17 protein-coding genes are annotated in these 17143 nt (G+C 40.9%); 15 read left to right on the forward strand and 2 right to left on the reverse strand.

Translation table 11 applies throughout. The features are described 5' to 3' along the window. The first annotated feature begins 22 nt into the window (after positions 1-22). The 13 genes from AC59HZ_RS16405 (at position 23) to AC59HZ_RS16465 (ending at position 13915) form a co-directional block, all read left to right on the forward strand. On the forward strand, positions 23-1612 hold the full coding sequence (locus AC59HZ_RS16405) for a class I adenylate-forming enzyme family protein (protein ID WP_496546863.1): 1590 nt from the start codon (positions 23-25) through the stop codon (positions 1610-1612). 31 nt (positions 1613-1643) lie between these two features. Next, positions 1644-2969: an MFS transporter gene (locus AC59HZ_RS16410; RefSeq protein WP_496546864.1), complete on the forward strand. Its 1326-nt coding sequence runs from the start codon at positions 1644-1646 to the stop codon at positions 2967-2969. A gap of 60 nt (positions 2970-3029) precedes the next feature. Next, a complete protein-coding gene (locus AC59HZ_RS16415) occupies positions 3030-3581 on the forward strand; it encodes a polyhydroxyalkanoate biosynthesis repressor PhaR (protein ID WP_496546865.1) in 552 nt (183 codons plus the stop codon). A gap of 20 nt (positions 3582-3601) precedes the next feature. Next, positions 3602-4639, forward strand: a complete 1038-nt coding sequence (locus AC59HZ_RS16420; protein ID WP_496546866.1) for an alpha/beta fold hydrolase — start codon at positions 3602-3604, stop codon at positions 4637-4639. 69 nt (positions 4640-4708) lie between these two features. Beyond that, a complete protein-coding gene (locus AC59HZ_RS16425) occupies positions 4709-5893 on the forward strand; it encodes a M20 family metallopeptidase (RefSeq protein WP_496546867.1) in 1185 nt (394 codons plus the stop codon). 194 nt (positions 5894-6087) lie between these two features. Further along, positions 6088-7518, forward strand: a complete 1431-nt coding sequence (locus tag AC59HZ_RS16430; RefSeq protein WP_496546868.1) for an amidase — start codon at positions 6088-6090, stop codon at positions 7516-7518. A gap of 10 nt (positions 7519-7528) precedes the next feature. Further along, a complete protein-coding gene (locus tag AC59HZ_RS16435; RefSeq protein ID WP_496546869.1) occupies positions 7529-9256 on the forward strand; it encodes a CocE/NonD family hydrolase in 1728 nt (575 codons plus the stop codon). Positions 9257-9299: 43 nt separating this feature from the next. Further along, a complete protein-coding gene (locus AC59HZ_RS16440; RefSeq protein ID WP_496546870.1) occupies positions 9300-10757 on the forward strand; it encodes a 4-hydroxyphenylacetate 3-hydroxylase family protein in 1458 nt (485 codons plus the stop codon). A gap of 144 nt (positions 10758-10901) precedes the next feature. After that, on the forward strand, positions 10902-12077 hold the full coding sequence (locus tag AC59HZ_RS16445; RefSeq protein WP_496546871.1) for an acetyl-CoA C-acetyltransferase: 1176 nt from the start codon (positions 10902-10904) through the stop codon (positions 12075-12077). A 38-nt stretch (positions 12078-12115) separates the two neighbouring features. Continuing rightward, the gene (locus AC59HZ_RS16450; RefSeq protein ID WP_496546872.1) at positions 12116-12766 is read left to right on the forward strand and encodes an enoyl-CoA hydratase-related protein; all 651 of its coding nucleotides are present in this window, start codon (positions 12116-12118) and stop codon (positions 12764-12766) included. Beyond that, complete coding sequence (locus tag AC59HZ_RS16455; RefSeq protein WP_496546873.1) at positions 12760-12933, forward strand: hypothetical protein; 174 nt, start codon at positions 12760-12762, stop codon at positions 12931-12933. Before AC59HZ_RS16450 ends, AC59HZ_RS16455 begins: the two co-directional genes overlap by 7 nt. A gap of 169 nt (positions 12934-13102) precedes the next feature. Beyond that, complete coding sequence (locus AC59HZ_RS16460; protein ID WP_496546874.1) at positions 13103-13492, forward strand: cupredoxin domain-containing protein; 390 nt, start codon at positions 13103-13105, stop codon at positions 13490-13492. A 96-nt stretch (positions 13493-13588) separates the two neighbouring features. Further along, positions 13589-13915, forward strand: coding sequence for a YciI family protein (locus tag AC59HZ_RS16465; RefSeq protein ID WP_496546875.1), 327 nt, complete (start codon positions 13589-13591; stop codon positions 13913-13915). A 64-nt stretch (positions 13916-13979) separates the two neighbouring features. On the opposite strand, the gene AC59HZ_RS16470 is transcribed toward AC59HZ_RS16465, so the two are convergent. Then, positions 13980-14420 (reverse strand): YaiI/YqxD family protein, encoded by a 441-nt coding sequence (locus tag AC59HZ_RS16470; RefSeq protein ID WP_496546876.1) that lies wholly within the window; start codon positions 14418-14420, stop codon positions 13980-13982. A gap of 245 nt (positions 14421-14665) precedes the next feature. Between AC59HZ_RS16470 and AC59HZ_RS16475 the strand changes: the two genes are divergently transcribed. Together AC59HZ_RS16475 and AC59HZ_RS16480 are read left to right on the forward strand one after the other, a co-directional pair. After that, complete coding sequence (locus tag AC59HZ_RS16475; protein ID WP_496546877.1) at positions 14666-15535, forward strand: cation diffusion facilitator family transporter; 870 nt, start codon at positions 14666-14668, stop codon at positions 15533-15535. 137 nt (positions 15536-15672) lie between these two features. After that, positions 15673-16461, forward strand: a complete 789-nt coding sequence (locus tag AC59HZ_RS16480; protein ID WP_496546878.1) for a hypothetical protein — start codon at positions 15673-15675, stop codon at positions 16459-16461. A gap of 39 nt (positions 16462-16500) precedes the next feature. On the opposite strand, the gene AC59HZ_RS16485 is transcribed toward AC59HZ_RS16480, so the two are convergent. Further along, positions 16501-17046 carry a GNAT family N-acetyltransferase gene (locus tag AC59HZ_RS16485; RefSeq protein ID WP_496546879.1) on the reverse strand — a complete coding sequence of 182 codons (546 nt, stop codon included), beginning with the start codon at positions 17044-17046 and terminating at the stop codon, positions 16501-16503. Positions 17047-17143: the final 97 nt, after the last annotated feature.

The raw sequence follows: 17143 nt of genomic DNA on the forward strand, positions 1-17143 counted from the left end.
TAATGATTTAGGAGGTTTAAAAATGAATATCGTCAATGAATTCCACTTTAATCGTGAAGTAAAGGTGTTCCAAGATCGTCCCAAGAACCTCTACTCGATGCTCGAAGAGTCGGTGCAAAACTATCCAGACCAAGAAGCTCTTGTCATGGATGGAAATCGATTAACCTATAAAGATATGAAGGACCGTGTGGAGAAGATTGCCGGACATATGCAAAAATCCATGGGTGTGAAAAAAGGAGACCGAATCGCTCTTTTATTAGGGAATAGCATCGAATTTAGTCTTCTAGTATTCGCTTGTGCCAGGTTAGGAGCCATTGTGGTGCCGCTTAACACAAGGTTAAAAGAAAAAGAACTTACCTTTATGCTCGAACAGTCGGGCAGTAAAATTTTGTTTGTTGATGATGAATTCTTACATAAGGTTGAAGCCATGAGAGATGAGGATTCGATTCCAGGTGTTCAATATTTCTTCCTGATTGGGAATCAAACTCCGAAACGAAAAGACTATCTGCCATATGAAATTTTAGAGCAGACCTCTTCTATTGAGGACATTGATGTGTCAGAGGATGACCCGTTATTTATCATGTATACCTCTGGAACAACCGGACTTCCCAAAGGGGCAGTGGGCAGTCATTTGGGTGCCATTCACAGCTCGATGAATTATGAAATGGTGTTGCACACCTATTACGAAGCTAAGACGTTAATCGCTGTTCCTCTTTTCCATGTGACAGGCTTAATCGGCCAGCTTTTTCACATGGTAAGAGTCGGCGGAACCTCCGTTATTATGAGGAGATACAAAACGGAAGAATTCATTCAGTTAACTGCTGAGGAACAGGTTTCCTTTTTATTTAACGTTCCAACCATTTACATTATGATGATGTCCCATCCGAATTTTTCATTGTACAGTTATCCAAATGTTAACTGTATCGCATACGGGGGAGCGCCAATGTCTTCGGAAACCATCTATAAGTTGAAGAAGTATTTTCCGAATTCGTATTTGCATAATGCCTATGGCGCGACGGAAACTTCTTCACCAGCCACCATCATGCCTAGACTTTATAACGAAGATAAAATGAGCTCGGTCGGCCTGCCCGTTCCGGTTGGGGAAATGATGGTTGTCAACGAGGAGGATGAACTGTGTCGGCCTGGTGAAGTGGGCGAATTATTAATTAAGGGCCCGATGATCGTTGAGGGATACTGGAACAATGAAACGGCCAACCAAGCTTCCTTCTTAAATGGCTATTGGCGCTCAGGCGATATGGCCAAAATCGACAAGGAAAGTTTTGTGTATATTGTCGACCGCAAAAAAGATTTAATCAACCGTGGCGGTGAAAAAATATTCTCCATCGAGGTAGAAAATGTCCTTTATAATCATCCAAAGGTATTGGAAGCGGCTGTGGTAGGCGTTCCAGATGAACTATTTGGAGAAGTAGTTAAAGCCGTGATCGTCCCGAAGGAGGGGGAAATCCTCGAGGAGAAAGATATAAAAGATTTTGTGGCCGAGAGATTAGCAAATTATAAGGTTCCTAAACTAATCGAATTTGTTTCAGAGCTGCCCCGAAATCCGGGTGGTAAGGTTTTAAAGAACGTATTAAGGAACCTTCAGACCAAATAAAATAATTTTTTCGAACGAAAGGAAGAGGAACATGTCAGCGATTATGAAAAAAGCTTGGGGATATCGTTATTGGGTTCTTGTCATACTTTGGTTAGTCTATATTATTAACTATTTTGACCGAATGGCGGTCTTAACCTTTTTACCGTTCATTCAGAAGGATTTACACTTAACACCTGTTGAGGTGGGCCAGCTTGCTTCTGTATTCTTCTTTGCATATGCCGCAGCCCAAATCAGCGCAGGTTTCCTTGCTGATAAAATTGGCTCGAAACGGGTTATGTATATTGCTATTACCGTGTTCACTTTCGTTACAGCGATAACAGGTGTGGTCAAAAACTTTGCTCAGTTTATTGCCCTTCGAATTGGTTTAGGACTTGGAGAAGGACATCATTTTGCTCCTGCCATTCGTGCGATCAATAACTGGTTTCCCTTTAAAGAAAGAGGAAGAGCGGTTTCCTTTTTCGCCACCTCTTGGGCAGTAGCTCCTGCCATCGTTCCTGTCATTGTCACAAGTATTTCCGTTTCCTTTTTTGGCGGTGCTTGGAGACCGGTATTCTATGTACTCGCGATCCCTGGGGTACTTGGAATCTTTTTATTATGGAAGTTTGTAGCAGATTCTCCAAAAGAAATGATTGAAAAAGGAAAATTGAGTAAGGATCAAGATCTCGAGGAAGAAAACGTTGCTCCTAAAAAGCTGTCGAAGGAAGAGAAAAGAAAAGCCTATGGCGTTTTCCTAAAAGATGTTAATTTTTATGTTTTTACATTATGTCTATTTTGTCAGTTGGCCGTTTATTGGGGAACTTCCACTTGGTTAACTTCGTTCCTGGTTACACAGCACGGGTTGAATATTAAGGAAATGGGCCTTTTCGCCTCTGCTCCATATATCGTTGCATTCTTTGCCATGATGCTTGGCGGCTGGCTGATGGATAATGTGGTTCATCGGATGAAGCCGGTTGCGTTGATAGGGTATATCGGAAGTATTCCTGTTCTATGGATGCTTGGTTCAGTAGAAAAAGGAAATACCGGTCTTTTACTTACACTTTTATTGCTGGTTGGATTCTTTGTAAACTTAAACTTTGGCTCTATCTATGCTTATTTACCAAAGCGTTATCCAAAGGAAATTGTCGGAAGTGCTACAGGTTTAGCAAATGGAATTGGTCAATTAGGCTCCTTTATCTCTCCGCTAATTGCCGGTTATTTAGTTACAGTAGGGGCTAATGGAACACAGAATTTTAGCCGAGTATTCATCTTTTTTGCCATCGTTTCGGCAGTAGCGGCACTTTGTTCGATCATACTAAAGGAAAAGAAAGTAATGAAGGATTCCGTTAACACAATCGATAATGAAAAATCTGTTAGTTAAACATTCTTTAAACATAAACAAAGTCACATTCAACTAATCATCCAGACAAGGAGAATGACAATGGCAGACCAAAAAGAATTTGATCCATATAAAACGTGGCAAACCTATATGAACCAATGGGAAAAACAAACGAATGAGATGATTCAATCGTGGACAAACAATCGTGAAGCAGTCAAGATGGCTTCCATTAGCTCAGATATCCAGGCACGTTTTCTAGAGTTGCTTCAAAAATATCAACAGGAAGCAGCCAATCTGTTAAATCTACCGACAAAAAGAGATATAACAAATGCAGCAAAACTAACGATTCAAACGGAAGAAAAGCTTGATGCCCTGGAGGAACTGATTTGGAATTTACAGGATTCCATCGAAGCTTCCAATAATGAAAACAGTAGTATTGCAAAAATCACTAGTGAGATGCTTAAGCAAATGAAACAGCTTAAAACGGAACAGAAAAAAGAATCGGAAACGGTTAGGGAGATTCATACCGAACTTCAAGAGATTAAAAGGGATCTAGCTGAAATGAATAGTTTAAAAGAAGAGATTATCAGTCTTAAATTATTGTTGGCAGAAAATAGCCAAAAACACGAGCGTGAATTAGTTTTAACTAAGTAAATGCTAGGAGGAGAGTCAGGTTGGCAACAACTATTATTGATATTGAAAAAGAAGTGGAGCGCTGGCGGGAATTCGTAAATACCGTTATTGGTCCCGAGCCTAGCACCAATCATACCCCAAGAAAAGCGATTTGGAAAAAAAATAAAGCAACCTTGTGGCATTATGCTGCTGTAGAGAAAAAATATGAAATACCTATTTTTATGATTTATTCCTTGTTTAACCGGCCTACTATTCTTGATTTTGCTCCTGGATCCAGTGTCATTGAAGGCCTGGTCAACAATGGCTATGATGTCTATTTATTAGACTGGGGCATTGCTGGTGACGAAGATAAGGATATAAATATTGAAAACTATATTGCTGAATATATTAAAAAAGGGGTTCAACGTGCTTTAAGGCACTCTGGTGCGGAGGGAGTTTCCGTTATTGGATATTGCCTGGGCGGAACCTTCGCAGCCATGTATGCAGCGATTGCCGAAGAACCTATTCGGAATCTGATTGTTGCCACCGTTCCAATTGATTTTAGTGTTGCAGCACTGCCGGATCAATGGGAGGAAGGACTAAAGGAAGGTGAGGTCAATCTAGACCATATAATCGATGTGTTTGGGGTTATTCCACCTTCTTTCGTAGAGGCGATGTTCAGGTCCGTAACCTCTCCCATCTACAATAGTCCCTATGTTACACTTTTAACCCGCGCTAATGACAGGCGATTTGTGGAAAAGTGGCGCCGTATGAACACATGGACAAAAGGACATGTTCCATTAACGGGCGGAGCTTTCCGGCAATTAACGATCGATCTTTTTAAAGAAAACAAACTGGTAAAAGGCGAGTTTACGATTCATGGCCAAAAAGTGGATTTAGCAAATATCAAGGCCAATCTGCTGGTTGTCAGCTCGAAAAACGATAACCTCATCCCTGAAGGCCAAAGCAAGCCATTAATGGATTTAGTGTCAAGTAAAGATAAAACCTATTTAAGTGTCGATGCAGGACATGTTTCCTTAGCCATGACCGGAAAGTTAAATGGAATCCTTGAAAAATGGCTTGGCGACCATTCAAAGTAATGCTGGATTAATTTGGATACTGCCTGTTGTGACAGGTAGTATCTTTGATTAAAGGGAGGTAGTATTGTTATGTCTATTTTGCAATCAGCTATTTTTGATGTTATTAACGAAAAAGAGTCTGTTGAATTTTTACAGTCACTGATTCAAGTGGATAGCGTGAATCCACAAGGAAATGAAAAAAGGGTCGCTGAGGCCATACAAGCTTATTTGAAAACTAGCAATCTTCAAGTTAAATTAGACGATCTCGGGAACAACCGGGCGAATCTATTTGTTACCTATCCAAATGAGACAACAGATGAAAAGTATCTAATTTACAGCGGTCATTTCGATACAGTGCCACCAGGGAAGATCGAGTGGGAACATGACCCATTTTCCGGTGAAATAGTGGACAACAAAGTATATGGCCGAGGTGCAACAGACATGAAGGGCGGAGTTGCCGCCATGGTCCTTGCTATGAAGTATTTAGAGCAGGCAGGAGTGAAACTTAAAGGGAAGCTTCAGTTTGTTGGAACAGCGGGAGAAGAGGTGGATGGCTTCGGTGCAAAAAAAGTAGTCGAAAAGGGGCAAATTGACAAGGCTACTGCATTAGTTGTATCGGAACCTAGTGAAAACCAAATTTTTCATGCACATAAAGGCTGTTTATGGCTGGAGATTACTACCTACGGAAAAACAGCACACGGTTCCATGCCCGACCAGGGTATCAATGCAATTCTAACGATGAACGATTTTATCAATAGTTTAAAAACCTATCAATTTGAATACACACCGCATCCCGTACTGGGCCACCCGACTATGAATATCGGAACGATTGAAGGCGGCGTAAAAACCAATGTGGTTCCTGATCAATGCAAGATGACCCTTGATATCCGAACCGTTCCCGGACAAAATAATGAACGTATTTTAATAGACATTGAGAATTTGATCAAAACGGTTGCTGCCAAATCAGAAGCAACGTATGAATTATCGGTTATTAATAGTATGGAATCGGTTGGTACTAGCGAATCTGATGATTTTGTTCAACTGGCGATTGCAACAGGGAAAAATCATCTAGACCTAGATTTAAAGCCTTTAGGTGTCAACTATTATACCGATGCATCGGTTTATTGCCCGTATTTGCAGGTCCCTGCCATTATCTTTGGTCCTGGAAAGCCGACACTCGCTCATCAGCCAAATGAGTATGTTGAAATTGATAAGTTTATGGATTCTATTCGATATTTCATGGCACTTGCAATTGATTATTTAGAGGAAAACTAATATTTATCTACAAAAACCGGCTTAATCATATTTTAGTAAGCCGGTTTCTTTATTAAAGCTAATTAATTAAAATATTCAGAATATAAATGCAATTTAATTCACATAATTTTCCTTTAATGTATAATAAAATTTAAAGTGTAGTTTGATTTAATAGTTTTTGATAAAAATCCATTTTTAAAAAGAGGGTGTAAATCTTGTTAGTAACCGATCTCACTGCAACCGAATTAGGAACATTAATTAAACAAAAGGAACTATCCCCAGTAGAAGTTGTAAGCGCTTATTTAGACCGAATTGACAAACAAAACTCAAAATGGAATGCCTATGTTACTGTCAATGAACAAGCAATGAAAGAAGCAAAAAAAGCGGAAGATTCCGTCATGAAGGGGGAGAAGCTGGGGAAACTTCACGGTATCCCGATTGCGATTAAAGACTTAACTCCGACAAAAGGGATGTTAACCACATATGGCTCACCGCTTTTTAAAGACTATGTTCCAGACTATGATCCTATTTTTTTACAAAGAGTAAAAGCGGCAGGGGCTATTGTCTTAGGGAAAACGAATACACCCGAGTTTGGCCATAAAGGGACAACAGACAATCCTCTTTTTGGCGTGACGAAAAATCCGTGGAATGACCATTTAACGCCTGGGGGTTCCAGTGGTGGTTCTGCCGTAGCAGTTGCCGCTAAACTTGCGCCTTTTGCCGAAGGAAGTGACGGGGGCGGGTCCATTCGGATACCGGCTGCGTTTACGGGGGTTTTTGGCTTAAAGCCAACATATGGTGTCATTCCTAATGATGGGGATCGCAGTAATTTCTATGGGTCTGAACATCCGTACCTACATAACGGGCCAATGGCAAGGACAGTGGAAGATGCGGCATTGTTATTCTCTGTCATGCAAGGATTTGATCGCAGCCATCCTAGTTCGTTTCCAGTAGAAAACGAAGATTACACAGATCTTAATATAGACATAAAAGGGTTAAAAATCGCCTATACCCGGAATTTTGGATTATATGAAGTTTCTGAAGAAGTTGCCCTAGTCATTGATAAAGCGGTTCAGAATTTTGCAAAGCTTGGCGCTCAAGTGGAAGAGGTGGAAATCGATTTCGGTTTTAGCTTAAAAGAACTTGTACGAACTTTTTCGGGATTGTGGTGTGTTAAATTTGCTGCTGGTTATGGTGAGCATTTTGATCGTAACCCTGCAAGCTTTTCTGAAGGAATGGCAAAGATGATCGAAATAGGCAGGAAATTTAGCGCCATCGACTATAAAACTCTCGAACTAAAACGGACCATTGTTTGGAAAAAGATCCAAGCAATCTTGAACAATTACGATCTATTACTTTCCCCAACGAACGCAGTAACCGCCTTTGAACATCACCTCCAGGGACCATCCATGATTAATGGGAAAAGTGTGAACTCAGCTACAGGTTGGATGATGACTCAAATCTATAACCTGACAGGACATCCTGCTGCCTCATTACCAGTCGGACTGACAAAGAAGGGACTTCCAGTCGGATTGCAAGCAGCAGGGAACCGGTTTGCTGATAAACTTGTGTTACAAGCTTGCAGAGCCTATGAGAAATCATTTCAAACCTATATTGATCCAACCCCAGCCATTATAAGAAAATAAGGAGGTTTTTATGAGTAAAATTATTCATGAAAAAAATGTCCCTGCAGTTCTGAGAGATGGCACGACCTTGTATGCAGATGTGTTTCGCCCTGAAGGAGAAGGAAAATATCCCGTCCTCCTGCAACGAACGCCATACAATAGGACATTTCTCCCTCTAACCACAATGGTCCTAGATCCCATTGCGGCAGCCCATCAAGGCTATGTCGTCATTATTCAGGATGTCCGTGGACGCTTTGATTCAGAGGGGGACCCCTTTTATATTTATAAAAATGAATATAACGATGGGTACGATTCAGTGGAATGGGCAGCCTCTTTACCTTACTCAGATGGAAATGTTGGTATGTACGGCTTGTCGTATAAGGGAATGACTCAATTTCAGGCGGCCGTCATGCAGCCGCCTCATCTGAAAGCGATCTTTCCAATAACCTGGGGAACTGATGTATTTATGTACCGTGGAGGCGCGCTAGAACTTGGTCTGATCATTTCCTGGACATTAGCAACGATTGGCCCTAATGCTGTTATCAAGGCAAAGCAAGGGAAAGAGGACTTTATCAAAGAATTTATGACACTCGTTCATTCCATCGACCATATTGAAGAGGCCGGATTTAATCAATTGCCTATTCAAGACAGTGAATGGCTCAAACTTGGCGACGGTTTTGCCTCCTTTTTTCACGATATTTTGGAACATGAAACAAAAGACGATTACCACTTGGATATAAGTGTTCAAGAAAAATCTGAAAGGCTGAATGTTCCTGTATTCGGTATTGCTGGCTGGTATGATCTCCTGTTAGGGCAGGACCTCGAGCATTTCGAAAAATTAAAACAGAAAAAAAATATAAAACTGATGATTGGACCATGGGCACATGCAGGCTTTTCACCAACAGTTGGGGATCTGAATTTTGGCTTAAGTGCTTCGAGCCTGATGCTGGATTATAAGATAGATCTAACAAGCCTGCAATTAAAATGGTTTGATCATTGGTTAAAAGGAATCGAAAACGGAATCGATGAAGAGTCTCCTGTGAAAATTTTTGTTATGGGTGAGAATAAATGGCGGAATGAAGAGGAGTGGCCATTACAACGAACCGTTTATACACCTTTTTACTTCAATAGTAATGGAAAAGCCAATACTAAAGCTGGGGATGGGACATTATCGATCAAACTGCCGCAGGAGGAGTGTTTCGATTGTTATATCTATGACCCGGAAAATCCTATACCGACACTTGGCGGCAACCATTTAATGCCTATGAATTATCCGCGCGGCCCAATCGACCAGCAATTCCTAGAAACGAGGGAAGATGTATTAGTATATACGAGTGAGGTATTAGAGGAGGACTTAGAAGTAACTGGACCAGTAAAGGCGATTTTATACGCATCAAGCTCGGCTGTTGATACCGATTTTACGGCTAAGCTTGTAGATGTTCATCCTAATGGCAAGGCCTATAACATCGTGGATGGCATTATTCGCGCCAAAAACAGGGACACAAATCAGCCGCCATCACTCCTAACACCAAATGAAGTATATCGCTATGAAATTGACTTATTGGCAACCAGTAATTTATTTAAAAAAGGACACCGGATAAGAGTAGAGATTTCAAGCAGCAATTTTCCTCGATTTGACCGCAATACCAATACGGGTGAATCAGGTAAAAACAGCAAAGAGTTAATATCTGCAGAACAACGAGTCTTTCATAGTGAAAGATATCCATCGCATATTTTATTGCCGGTTATTCCGAGGTAAACTTGTAGATTGGTAGTAACAATAACCCAGGAGGATGATAATTATGATGACACCTGAGGAATATATTCAAAGTCTCCGCAATCAGAAGAAGGAAGTTTACTTTATGGGTGAGAGGATCGAAAATGTAGTCGATCACCCGGCCATGCGGCCACATATAAATGCTGCTTCCGTTACGTATAAATTAGGGACAGAAGAGAAGTATGAGGAGCTTGGCAGTGCCATCTCCCATCTTACCGGAAAGAAAATTAACCGTTGGACCCATATTCCCCAAACCCAGGAGGACCTCGTTAAAAAAGCGATGATGCTCAGGGTTGCGGGACAAATAACCGGGACTTGCTTTCAAAGATGTGTTGGAATGGATGGACTCATTACCCTCTACTCCACCACTTGGGAGATGGACCGGGATCTTGGGACGAAATACCATGAAAGATTTAAGCGCTTCTTAATCGAAACGCAAAATAATGATTTTATGACAGATGGAGCCATGACAGATCCAAAGGGAGATCGTTCCAAAAGGCCTTCCGAACAGCATGATCCGGATCTTTATGTAAGGATGGTAGAAGAAAGAAAAGATGGGATTGTGGTCCGCGGTGCAAAAATGCATCAAACCGGCGCCATTAATTCACATCAGATTTTAGTCATGCCTGGTACTGCAATGTCACCAAATGATGCCGATTATGCGCTTTCCTTTGCTGTTCCCGCAGATGCAAAAGGGATTATTTATGTCTTTGGGCGACAGGTAAATGATAGCCGTAAATGGGAAGGGAAAGTCGATCAAGGAAATGCCAAATATGGCGTAGTTGGCGGAGAAGCGCTGATAATATTTGAAGATGTTTTTGTTCCTTGGGAACGTGTCTTTATGTATAAGGAAACGCAGTATACAGGCAAGCTAGTGGATCGATTCGCATCCTACCATCGCCAAAATTACGGAGCCTGTAAAGCAGGTAATCTGGATGTCCTGATCGGGGCAACGGCCTCTCTTGCTGACATGCATGGAATATCAAAGGCCAGTCATGTGAAGGAGAAATTATCCGAGATGGCTCATTTAGTGGAAACCATGTACAGCGGGGCCCTTGCTTGCTCGTTTAATTGCTCCAAAAATGGCTGTGGAACCGCTTTTGTCGATCCGGTCCTTGCCAATGCTTCAAAGTTGAATACTGCCCGATATTATCCTGAAGTGACAAAGCTGTCACAGGATATTGCAGGCGGCTTTGTTGCAACCTTGCCTTCCGAAAAAGAGCTAGATAATCCAAGGATTGCTCCATATATTCACAAATACTATAGTACTGGAGAAAACGTAGACACCCTTCAGAGAATTAAAATGGGGAGGCTCGTTGAAAATATGACAGGCTCCACTCCTATTATTGAATGCATGCATGGGGCAGGTTCGCCTCAAGCCCAAAAAGTAGTCATCCAACGCTCTATAAATTGGGGAGAAAAGATTAAATTTGCCTCAGAAATTGTCAAGGATTCAGAGAAAACAAGTAAACTGACTCGCTAGTATTAAGGGAATACTGATTTTAGTCCGAGTAGGTGCTGAGCTGCATCTACTCGTTAAATTTTATGATTTTCTATTAGATATAAATATAAATCAAATAGTTGAAACTCTTTTAAACTATTAATACCTTTTTGGGAGGGAAAAAAATTGACAGAAGTTTATTTGATTGATGGAGCAAGAACAGCGTTTACAAAGTTTGGCGGTTCCTTCGCGCAAACGGGTGCAACTGAGCTTGGAAAAGCAAGTGCTGTAGAAGCGCTGCGCCGCTCAAAGGTCGACCCAGCACAAATCGACCATGTCATTTACGGGAACGTTATTCACTCAGAAAAAAATGCAGCCTACATCTCGAGGCATATTGGCCTAAAAAGCGGTGTCCCTCAGGAAGTGCCGGCACTAACGTTGAACAGGTTATGCGGCTCGGGACTTCAAGCTGTTGTTTCGGCTGCCCAGCATATTTTAGTCAGTGATGCAAGCATCGTCCTTGCTGGAGGAGCGGAAAATATGTCGCAATCGCCCTATGCCAATTTCACTCAACGCTTTGCGGGGGCGAAAATGGGGAACTTATCATTCGATGACATGCTGTTAGAAACATTAACAGACCAATACACAGGCTGCGGAATGGGCCTTACTGCTGAAAAGCTTGCAGAAATGTACGAAATCTCAAGAGAAGAACAAGATGTTTTCACTGTAGAATCAAACCAAAGAGCTGCCAGAGCCGTTCATGCATTTGAAGAGGAAATTGTCGCTGTTGAGGTCAAAACAAGGAAAGGAAGCCTGCTTATCCGAGAAGACGAACATATCAAGCCAGATGCGAACTTAGAAGCCCTATCCAAGCTAAAGCCTTCATTTAAAAAAGATGGCACCGTCACGGCAGGGAATGCTTCAGGAATCAATGACGGAGCGGCTTCACTTGTGGTTGCAGGAAAAGAATCTGTCCAAAAAAACAATCTAAAGCCGATTGCTCGTATCGTATCTTGGGCCGTCTCCGGGGTAGACCCGACCATCATGGGCATCGGACCTGTTCCAGCAATCAAACAGGCGCTTAACCGAGCAAAGCTAACGATTAATGACATCGATCTCTTTGAAGTAAATGAGGCGTTCGCCGCTCAATATTTGGCTGTAGAAAAAGCGCTTGGACTCGATCGGAACAAAACCAATGTGAACGGCGGCGCGATTGCCTTAGGGCACCCAGTTGGTGCAAGCGGGGCAAGAATTTTATTGTCTGCGGCTTACCAATTGAGACGACAGTACGGACGCTTTGCGGTCGTAAGCTTATGCATCGGCGGAGGCCAAGGTATCGCGATGGTGATTGAGCACGTTTAAAGAGTTGTAATCCAGGCAGTTGAAGGGAATGAGAATTTTTGTACGAAACCATTAAAACGGAACTTAAAAATGGTATTTTAACCATTTTTTTAAACCGTCCGGAGCGAATGAATGCGTTCACGTCCCTCATGGCCGAGGAGCTGGTGGACGTATATAAAAAAGCTGATCTGGATGATGAAGTTCGTGTCCTTGTCGTAACAGGGGAAGGAAAAGCATTTTGTGCGGGAATGGATTTAGGCAGCGGTGGGGAGACGTTTTCATCTACAGAATCAATCGATGACTTTCGGGATGGAGGCGGGCAGGTCAGCCTTGTTGTACACAACTTGAGAAAACCAATCATTGCTGCTATCAATGGTCCTGCCGTTGGAATTGGGTTAACGATGACACTTGCCATGGATAAACGGATCGTCAAAAAAGACGCGAAAATCGGCTTTGTTTTCGCCAAACGAGGCATTGGTCCTGAAGCGTGTTCGGGTTGGTTTCTGCCTCGGCTTGTCGGAATTGGAAAGGCGCTTGAATGGATGTATACGGGCAGATACATACCAACGTCTGAGGCCTTAGCGGCTGGCTTGGTCCAGTACGAAGTGAACGATGTGCTTAATAAAGCCTATGAAATTGCTCAATTAATTGCAGGTGAAACTGCAGCGACCTCAAACCGATTTGTCCGAAGCTTTTGTGGAACATGCTAAGTGAGAACTCTCCGGGTGCCTCACATCTTGCTGAATCGAAGTTTCTCTGGTGGGCTGGAAACAACGGTGATGCGAGGGAAGGTGTCCAATCGTTTCTTGAAAAGAGATCCCCTCACTTTCCGCTAAAAAGCAGTGATGTACCTGATTTCTTTCATGATTTAACTTAATATTTACATTCCCCCTTAATCTTGTTGGTTAAGGGGGTTAATATTGAACATCACCATATGGGCACCTGCGCATGAGTATCCCTAATTTAAAGCTAGGTATTTTACGATGCATTTTGATAATATTTTGCGAATTAGAAAAAAATAGTGGTAAGGAAAGGAGGGATTGCGAATGTCTGTGAAAAAGCGGTTAGCAGGATTGGTCGTTTTGATTACAATGATTGTCGTTGTGACAAGTCTAGGCACACTCGGCGTATTTGCCGAATCTAGTACTGAAACCCAGCCTATGGAGACGGTGAAAGCGATTGAGGTTAAATTGAACGATGATTACTTTAATCCAAAAGCCATTACGCTTCTCAATGGAAAATCAACACCGTTGATATTGAAAAACGTAGGTAAGAAAGAACACACCTTCACAGTGGAAAAACTCGGAATTGACGCCGAAGTCCAGCCAGGAAAAGAAAAAACCATTACCGTGACACCAACAAACCCCGGTACATATGACCTGATATGTCGGTACCATTTCCAAAGTGGAATGGTTGGAAAAGTAATAGTCAAATAACAAGCAAGGCCAGTAGGGCCTTGCTTGTTTAATAGGCAATGAGTTTTGCTTATTTGAAAATTTAGCTTTGTGTAATTCGAGAGGGAGGGATACGTATTGTCGAACAACATCTCAAGCAATAATACTGGAAAAAGACACTTCATGTTAATGTCTACTCCGCCAAGAGCAACTTTTCATCAGGATATGACCGAAGAAGAAAGGAACATCATGCTACAACACATCGCCTATTGGACAGAACAACAGAAACAGGGGATTGCTTTGGTTTTCGGACCGGTTCTAAATCCTAAAGAACCACATGGACTCGCAATCATCGAAGTTGAAAGGGAAGACCAAGTTCCAAAACTCATCGCAGAAGATCCCGCTGTTATGGCAGGAGTAATGACAGTGGAATTTTATCCGATGATGGCAACATTACCCAAATAACATCCTTATTAAAGGGAGCTTTTGCGGAAGTTTAGGACTGTCAATTTAGCAGATTTTCTTTAGTTTAACGTGAAATCGCTGTTTTAAAAAGCTCCCTAAATTTCTCCCTATCCTCTGCTGTAAATGGTTTTGGACCCTTTGTACGCTTTCCGCTTTTTCGAGCCATTGCACTCAAGTAACGGGTTTGTAACAATTGGTCGATGTTTTCATTTGTATAGCTATACCCTTTATGGTGAAGAACCGTACAGCCTTTTGCTAAACCTAGCGAGGCAAGTCCATAATCTTGCGTAACGATGATATCAGCTTTATCTGCTAACTTCATAATCCGATAATCCGCAGCATCTGCTCCTGCATCCACATAAATGGTTTCCACACCAGATGGTTGCTCCGCATTAGAAAAATGAGAAAAGCTAGTTACAAGGATAACAGGGATTTCAGCCTTGGTACCTTCATAAATAATTATATCTTTTACCGGACAAGCATCTGCATCAACATAAATTTTCATCTAGATCTCTCCCATAAATATGTACGAGTTGATAATAAGGGCAGATTTCGCTTTTGTCAAACAATATATGGAAAAATTAGACAGAATAATATACCTAATAGCAATGTATGCCGCAAGTGAAATTTTCGCTTGTGCAACATATTTGCATGTCCCTTATTAATATAAAACGATGCAAAAAGATTGCTCTAGACCCACCTGTATTTTAGCTGTTATCATAATCAAGTGCTATAAGGGGAGGATCTAGGATGGAACAGGAAAAGTATAATGACCTTAAATTAGGTGAACGTGGAGCCATCATTAGTATTATTGCCTATATATGTCTTTCAATCGTAAAACTAGTAATTGGATACATAAGCCATTCCGATGCGTTAGAAGCAGATGGCCTTAACAATACAACCGATATCATCGCATCAATTGCTGTACTCATTGGACTCAAGATTTCACAAAGACCACCTGATAAAAACCATCGATACGGACATCGGAAGAGTGAAACGATAGCGTCAATGGTTGCTGCATTTATTATGGCTGCGGTGGGTCTTGAAGTGTTAATTGGGGCAGGTACCTCCATTTTTAAAGGGACAAAAGAATCACCTGATATTATAGCAGCATATGTAGGTGTTTTTTCGGCGCTAGTCATGTATTTTGTCTACCATTACAATAAGAAATTAGCACTTAAGATTAATAGCAAAGCTGTAATGGCAGCTGCAAAAGATAACATTTCCGATGCTTGGGTAAGTTTAGGAACGGCATTAGGTATTTTGGGTTCACAATTAAATATGCCTTGGCTGGATAGCATAACTGCTATTGTTGTAGGATTATTAATATGTAAAACCGCATGGGACATCTTTAGAGAAGCTTCACTTGAACTTTCGGACGGTTTCGATGAAGATAAAATCCATCTATATAACAATGTCATTAAAGAATTGGATGGCGTAAAAGGAGTAAAAGAAATAAAAGGAAGAAACTATGGGAATAATGAAGTAATAGATGTTGTTATTCTTGTTAATTCTACGCTCGGTATTAAAGAAGCTCATGATATAGCTACCTTTGTTGAAAAAATCATGATGGAAGACCATGGTGTATATGATGTTCATGTCCATGTAGAGCCAAGTTAAATTCGATACTATGAAATTAATATAATCCGAATGTACCAAACATCGAATAGTCTTAAATAGCCATTCACATTGTGAAGTGACTCCATTACTATAATGTTAGCCTGTCTTTTTAGAAAAAGAGGGATAGGAGGTTCAATGTGAATACTGATCAAGCTTTTGAGTTGTTAAAAAACGCAGGAGTTCCAGACGATATTAGCATTCAAACGGTGAAGCGCTGGCTGCGGGAGCGAAAAATTAAATACGAGGGAAAAATAGGACTTCGGAAAACCGAATACATCCTAGATGATACAGATCAAGCTATTAACCTGTTAAAGGATGCAGGTGTTTCCGCTAGTGCTGGTCTCCACGTTGTTCAACGCTGGCTAAATGATGGCAAGATACAGAGGGTTGGAAATAGAGACCAGATAACAGATTACATATCAAAGGAATCCATTTCACAGCATGTAACTCGATCCTCAGATCAGGATAAGGCCATCCGTGATTTGCAAGTAAAAATAAAAGTTCAGGATGACCAACTTAAAGGGATCGAAGAACTTCATCAATCTTCCATAAAAACGCTGATTCAGCAACGGGATAAACTAAACAGAGAAAATATTAACCTAAAAAATGAAATAAATGAATTACAAGCAGAAACGATAAAAGTACTGAAAGAAAATATGGAATTAAGGAATGAGTTGTTAAAATTAAGAGAAGAGCTTTCTAAAGAGGGCAAAAGGGAAGCTGAAAAACCGCAGACCATTTTACAGCCTAAAACACTTGATTATCGTCAAAAGTTAGGACTTTCAAAAACGGCAGGGCAAAAAGAGGTTTTAGCAAGATTTAAAAAATTATTAAAAATTACTCATCCTGATCAAGGAGGCAGCGCTGCAGCCTTTCATTTCGTTAAGACAGACTATGATCTTTATAGAAATAATATTGAAGAATAATTGAAAACGCTCGGCTTAAGCTGCCGAGCGTTTAGTTTCCTATCCATTAAACCTTCCCATCACTATGGTATTATAGTAATTACCGTCAGATAGAATTTTGTCTTTTTTCAATACTCCTTCCACTTCAAATCCATATTTTTTATAAAGCCCGATCGCATTTTCATTGGTTTCGAGGACATTCAGTGTTATTTTCTTAATATTATTGGAGTCAGCCCATTGAATCGACTCGCTTAAAAGGTTTTTACCGATTCCATATCCCCAATATTCTTTCAATACACAAATTCCAAATTCCACCTTGTGAGAGGTTCTTTTCAGTTTACTTCCCTCAAGCCTTGAAAAACCTACTATTCTTTCATTTGCTTCAGCCACAAAAAACAGGTTATTGCTACTTTCGGTATCATCTTTAATGATTTGTTTAAATCCTGCTTCATCTATGTATGCCTCACCTGGTTCACGATCTAAATTTTCTGTTTCGCCATCGATCTGCAATCGAACCTCAGATAGGTTTTGGGCATCGGATTCAGTTGCAGAGCGTACAATATATCTAAAATTATTAATATTAAAATCCTTTTGTTTAGCAATCAATTAGACGTCCTCCAAACATAATTTTCCTTTTTTACTAAATTATAAAGAATCTCAATGGTTTCGAATAGTGCTTATAGTATAATTGAATAAATAAATA

It is taken from the genome of Neobacillus sp. DZ-9, from assembly GCF_059587065.1.

Excerpts from the sequence above, each read along its gene's own strand:
- AC59HZ_RS16405 (WP_496546863.1), top strand. The coding sequence starts at position 23 with ATGAATATCGTCAATGAATTCCACTTTAATCGTGAAGTAAAGGTGTTC.
- AC59HZ_RS16415 (WP_496546865.1), top strand. The coding sequence starts at position 3,030 with ATGGCAGACCAAAAAGAATTTGATCCATATAAAACGTGGCAAACCTAT.
- AC59HZ_RS16435 (WP_496546869.1), top strand. The coding sequence starts at position 7,529 with ATGAGTAAAATTATTCATGAAAAAAATGTCCCTGCAGTTCTGAGAGAT.
- AC59HZ_RS16425 (WP_496546867.1), top strand. The coding sequence starts at position 4,709 with ATGTCTATTTTGCAATCAGCTATTTTTGATGTTATTAACGAAAAAGAG.
- AC59HZ_RS16410 (WP_496546864.1), top strand. The coding sequence starts at position 1,644 with ATGTCAGCGATTATGAAAAAAGCTTGGGGATATCGTTATTGGGTTCTT.
- AC59HZ_RS16475 (WP_496546877.1), top strand. The coding sequence starts at position 14,666 with ATGGAACAGGAAAAGTATAATGACCTTAAATTAGGTGAACGTGGAGCC.
- AC59HZ_RS16470 (WP_496546876.1), bottom strand. The coding sequence starts at position 14,420 with ATGAAAATTTATGTTGATGCAGATGCTTGTCCGGTAAAAGATATAATT.
- AC59HZ_RS16460 (WP_496546874.1), top strand. The coding sequence starts at position 13,103 with ATGTCTGTGAAAAAGCGGTTAGCAGGATTGGTCGTTTTGATTACAATG.
- AC59HZ_RS16440 (WP_496546870.1), top strand. The coding sequence starts at position 9,300 with ATGATGACACCTGAGGAATATATTCAAAGTCTCCGCAATCAGAAGAAG.
- AC59HZ_RS16455 (WP_496546873.1), top strand. The coding sequence starts at position 12,760 with ATGCTAAGTGAGAACTCTCCGGGTGCCTCACATCTTGCTGAATCGAAG.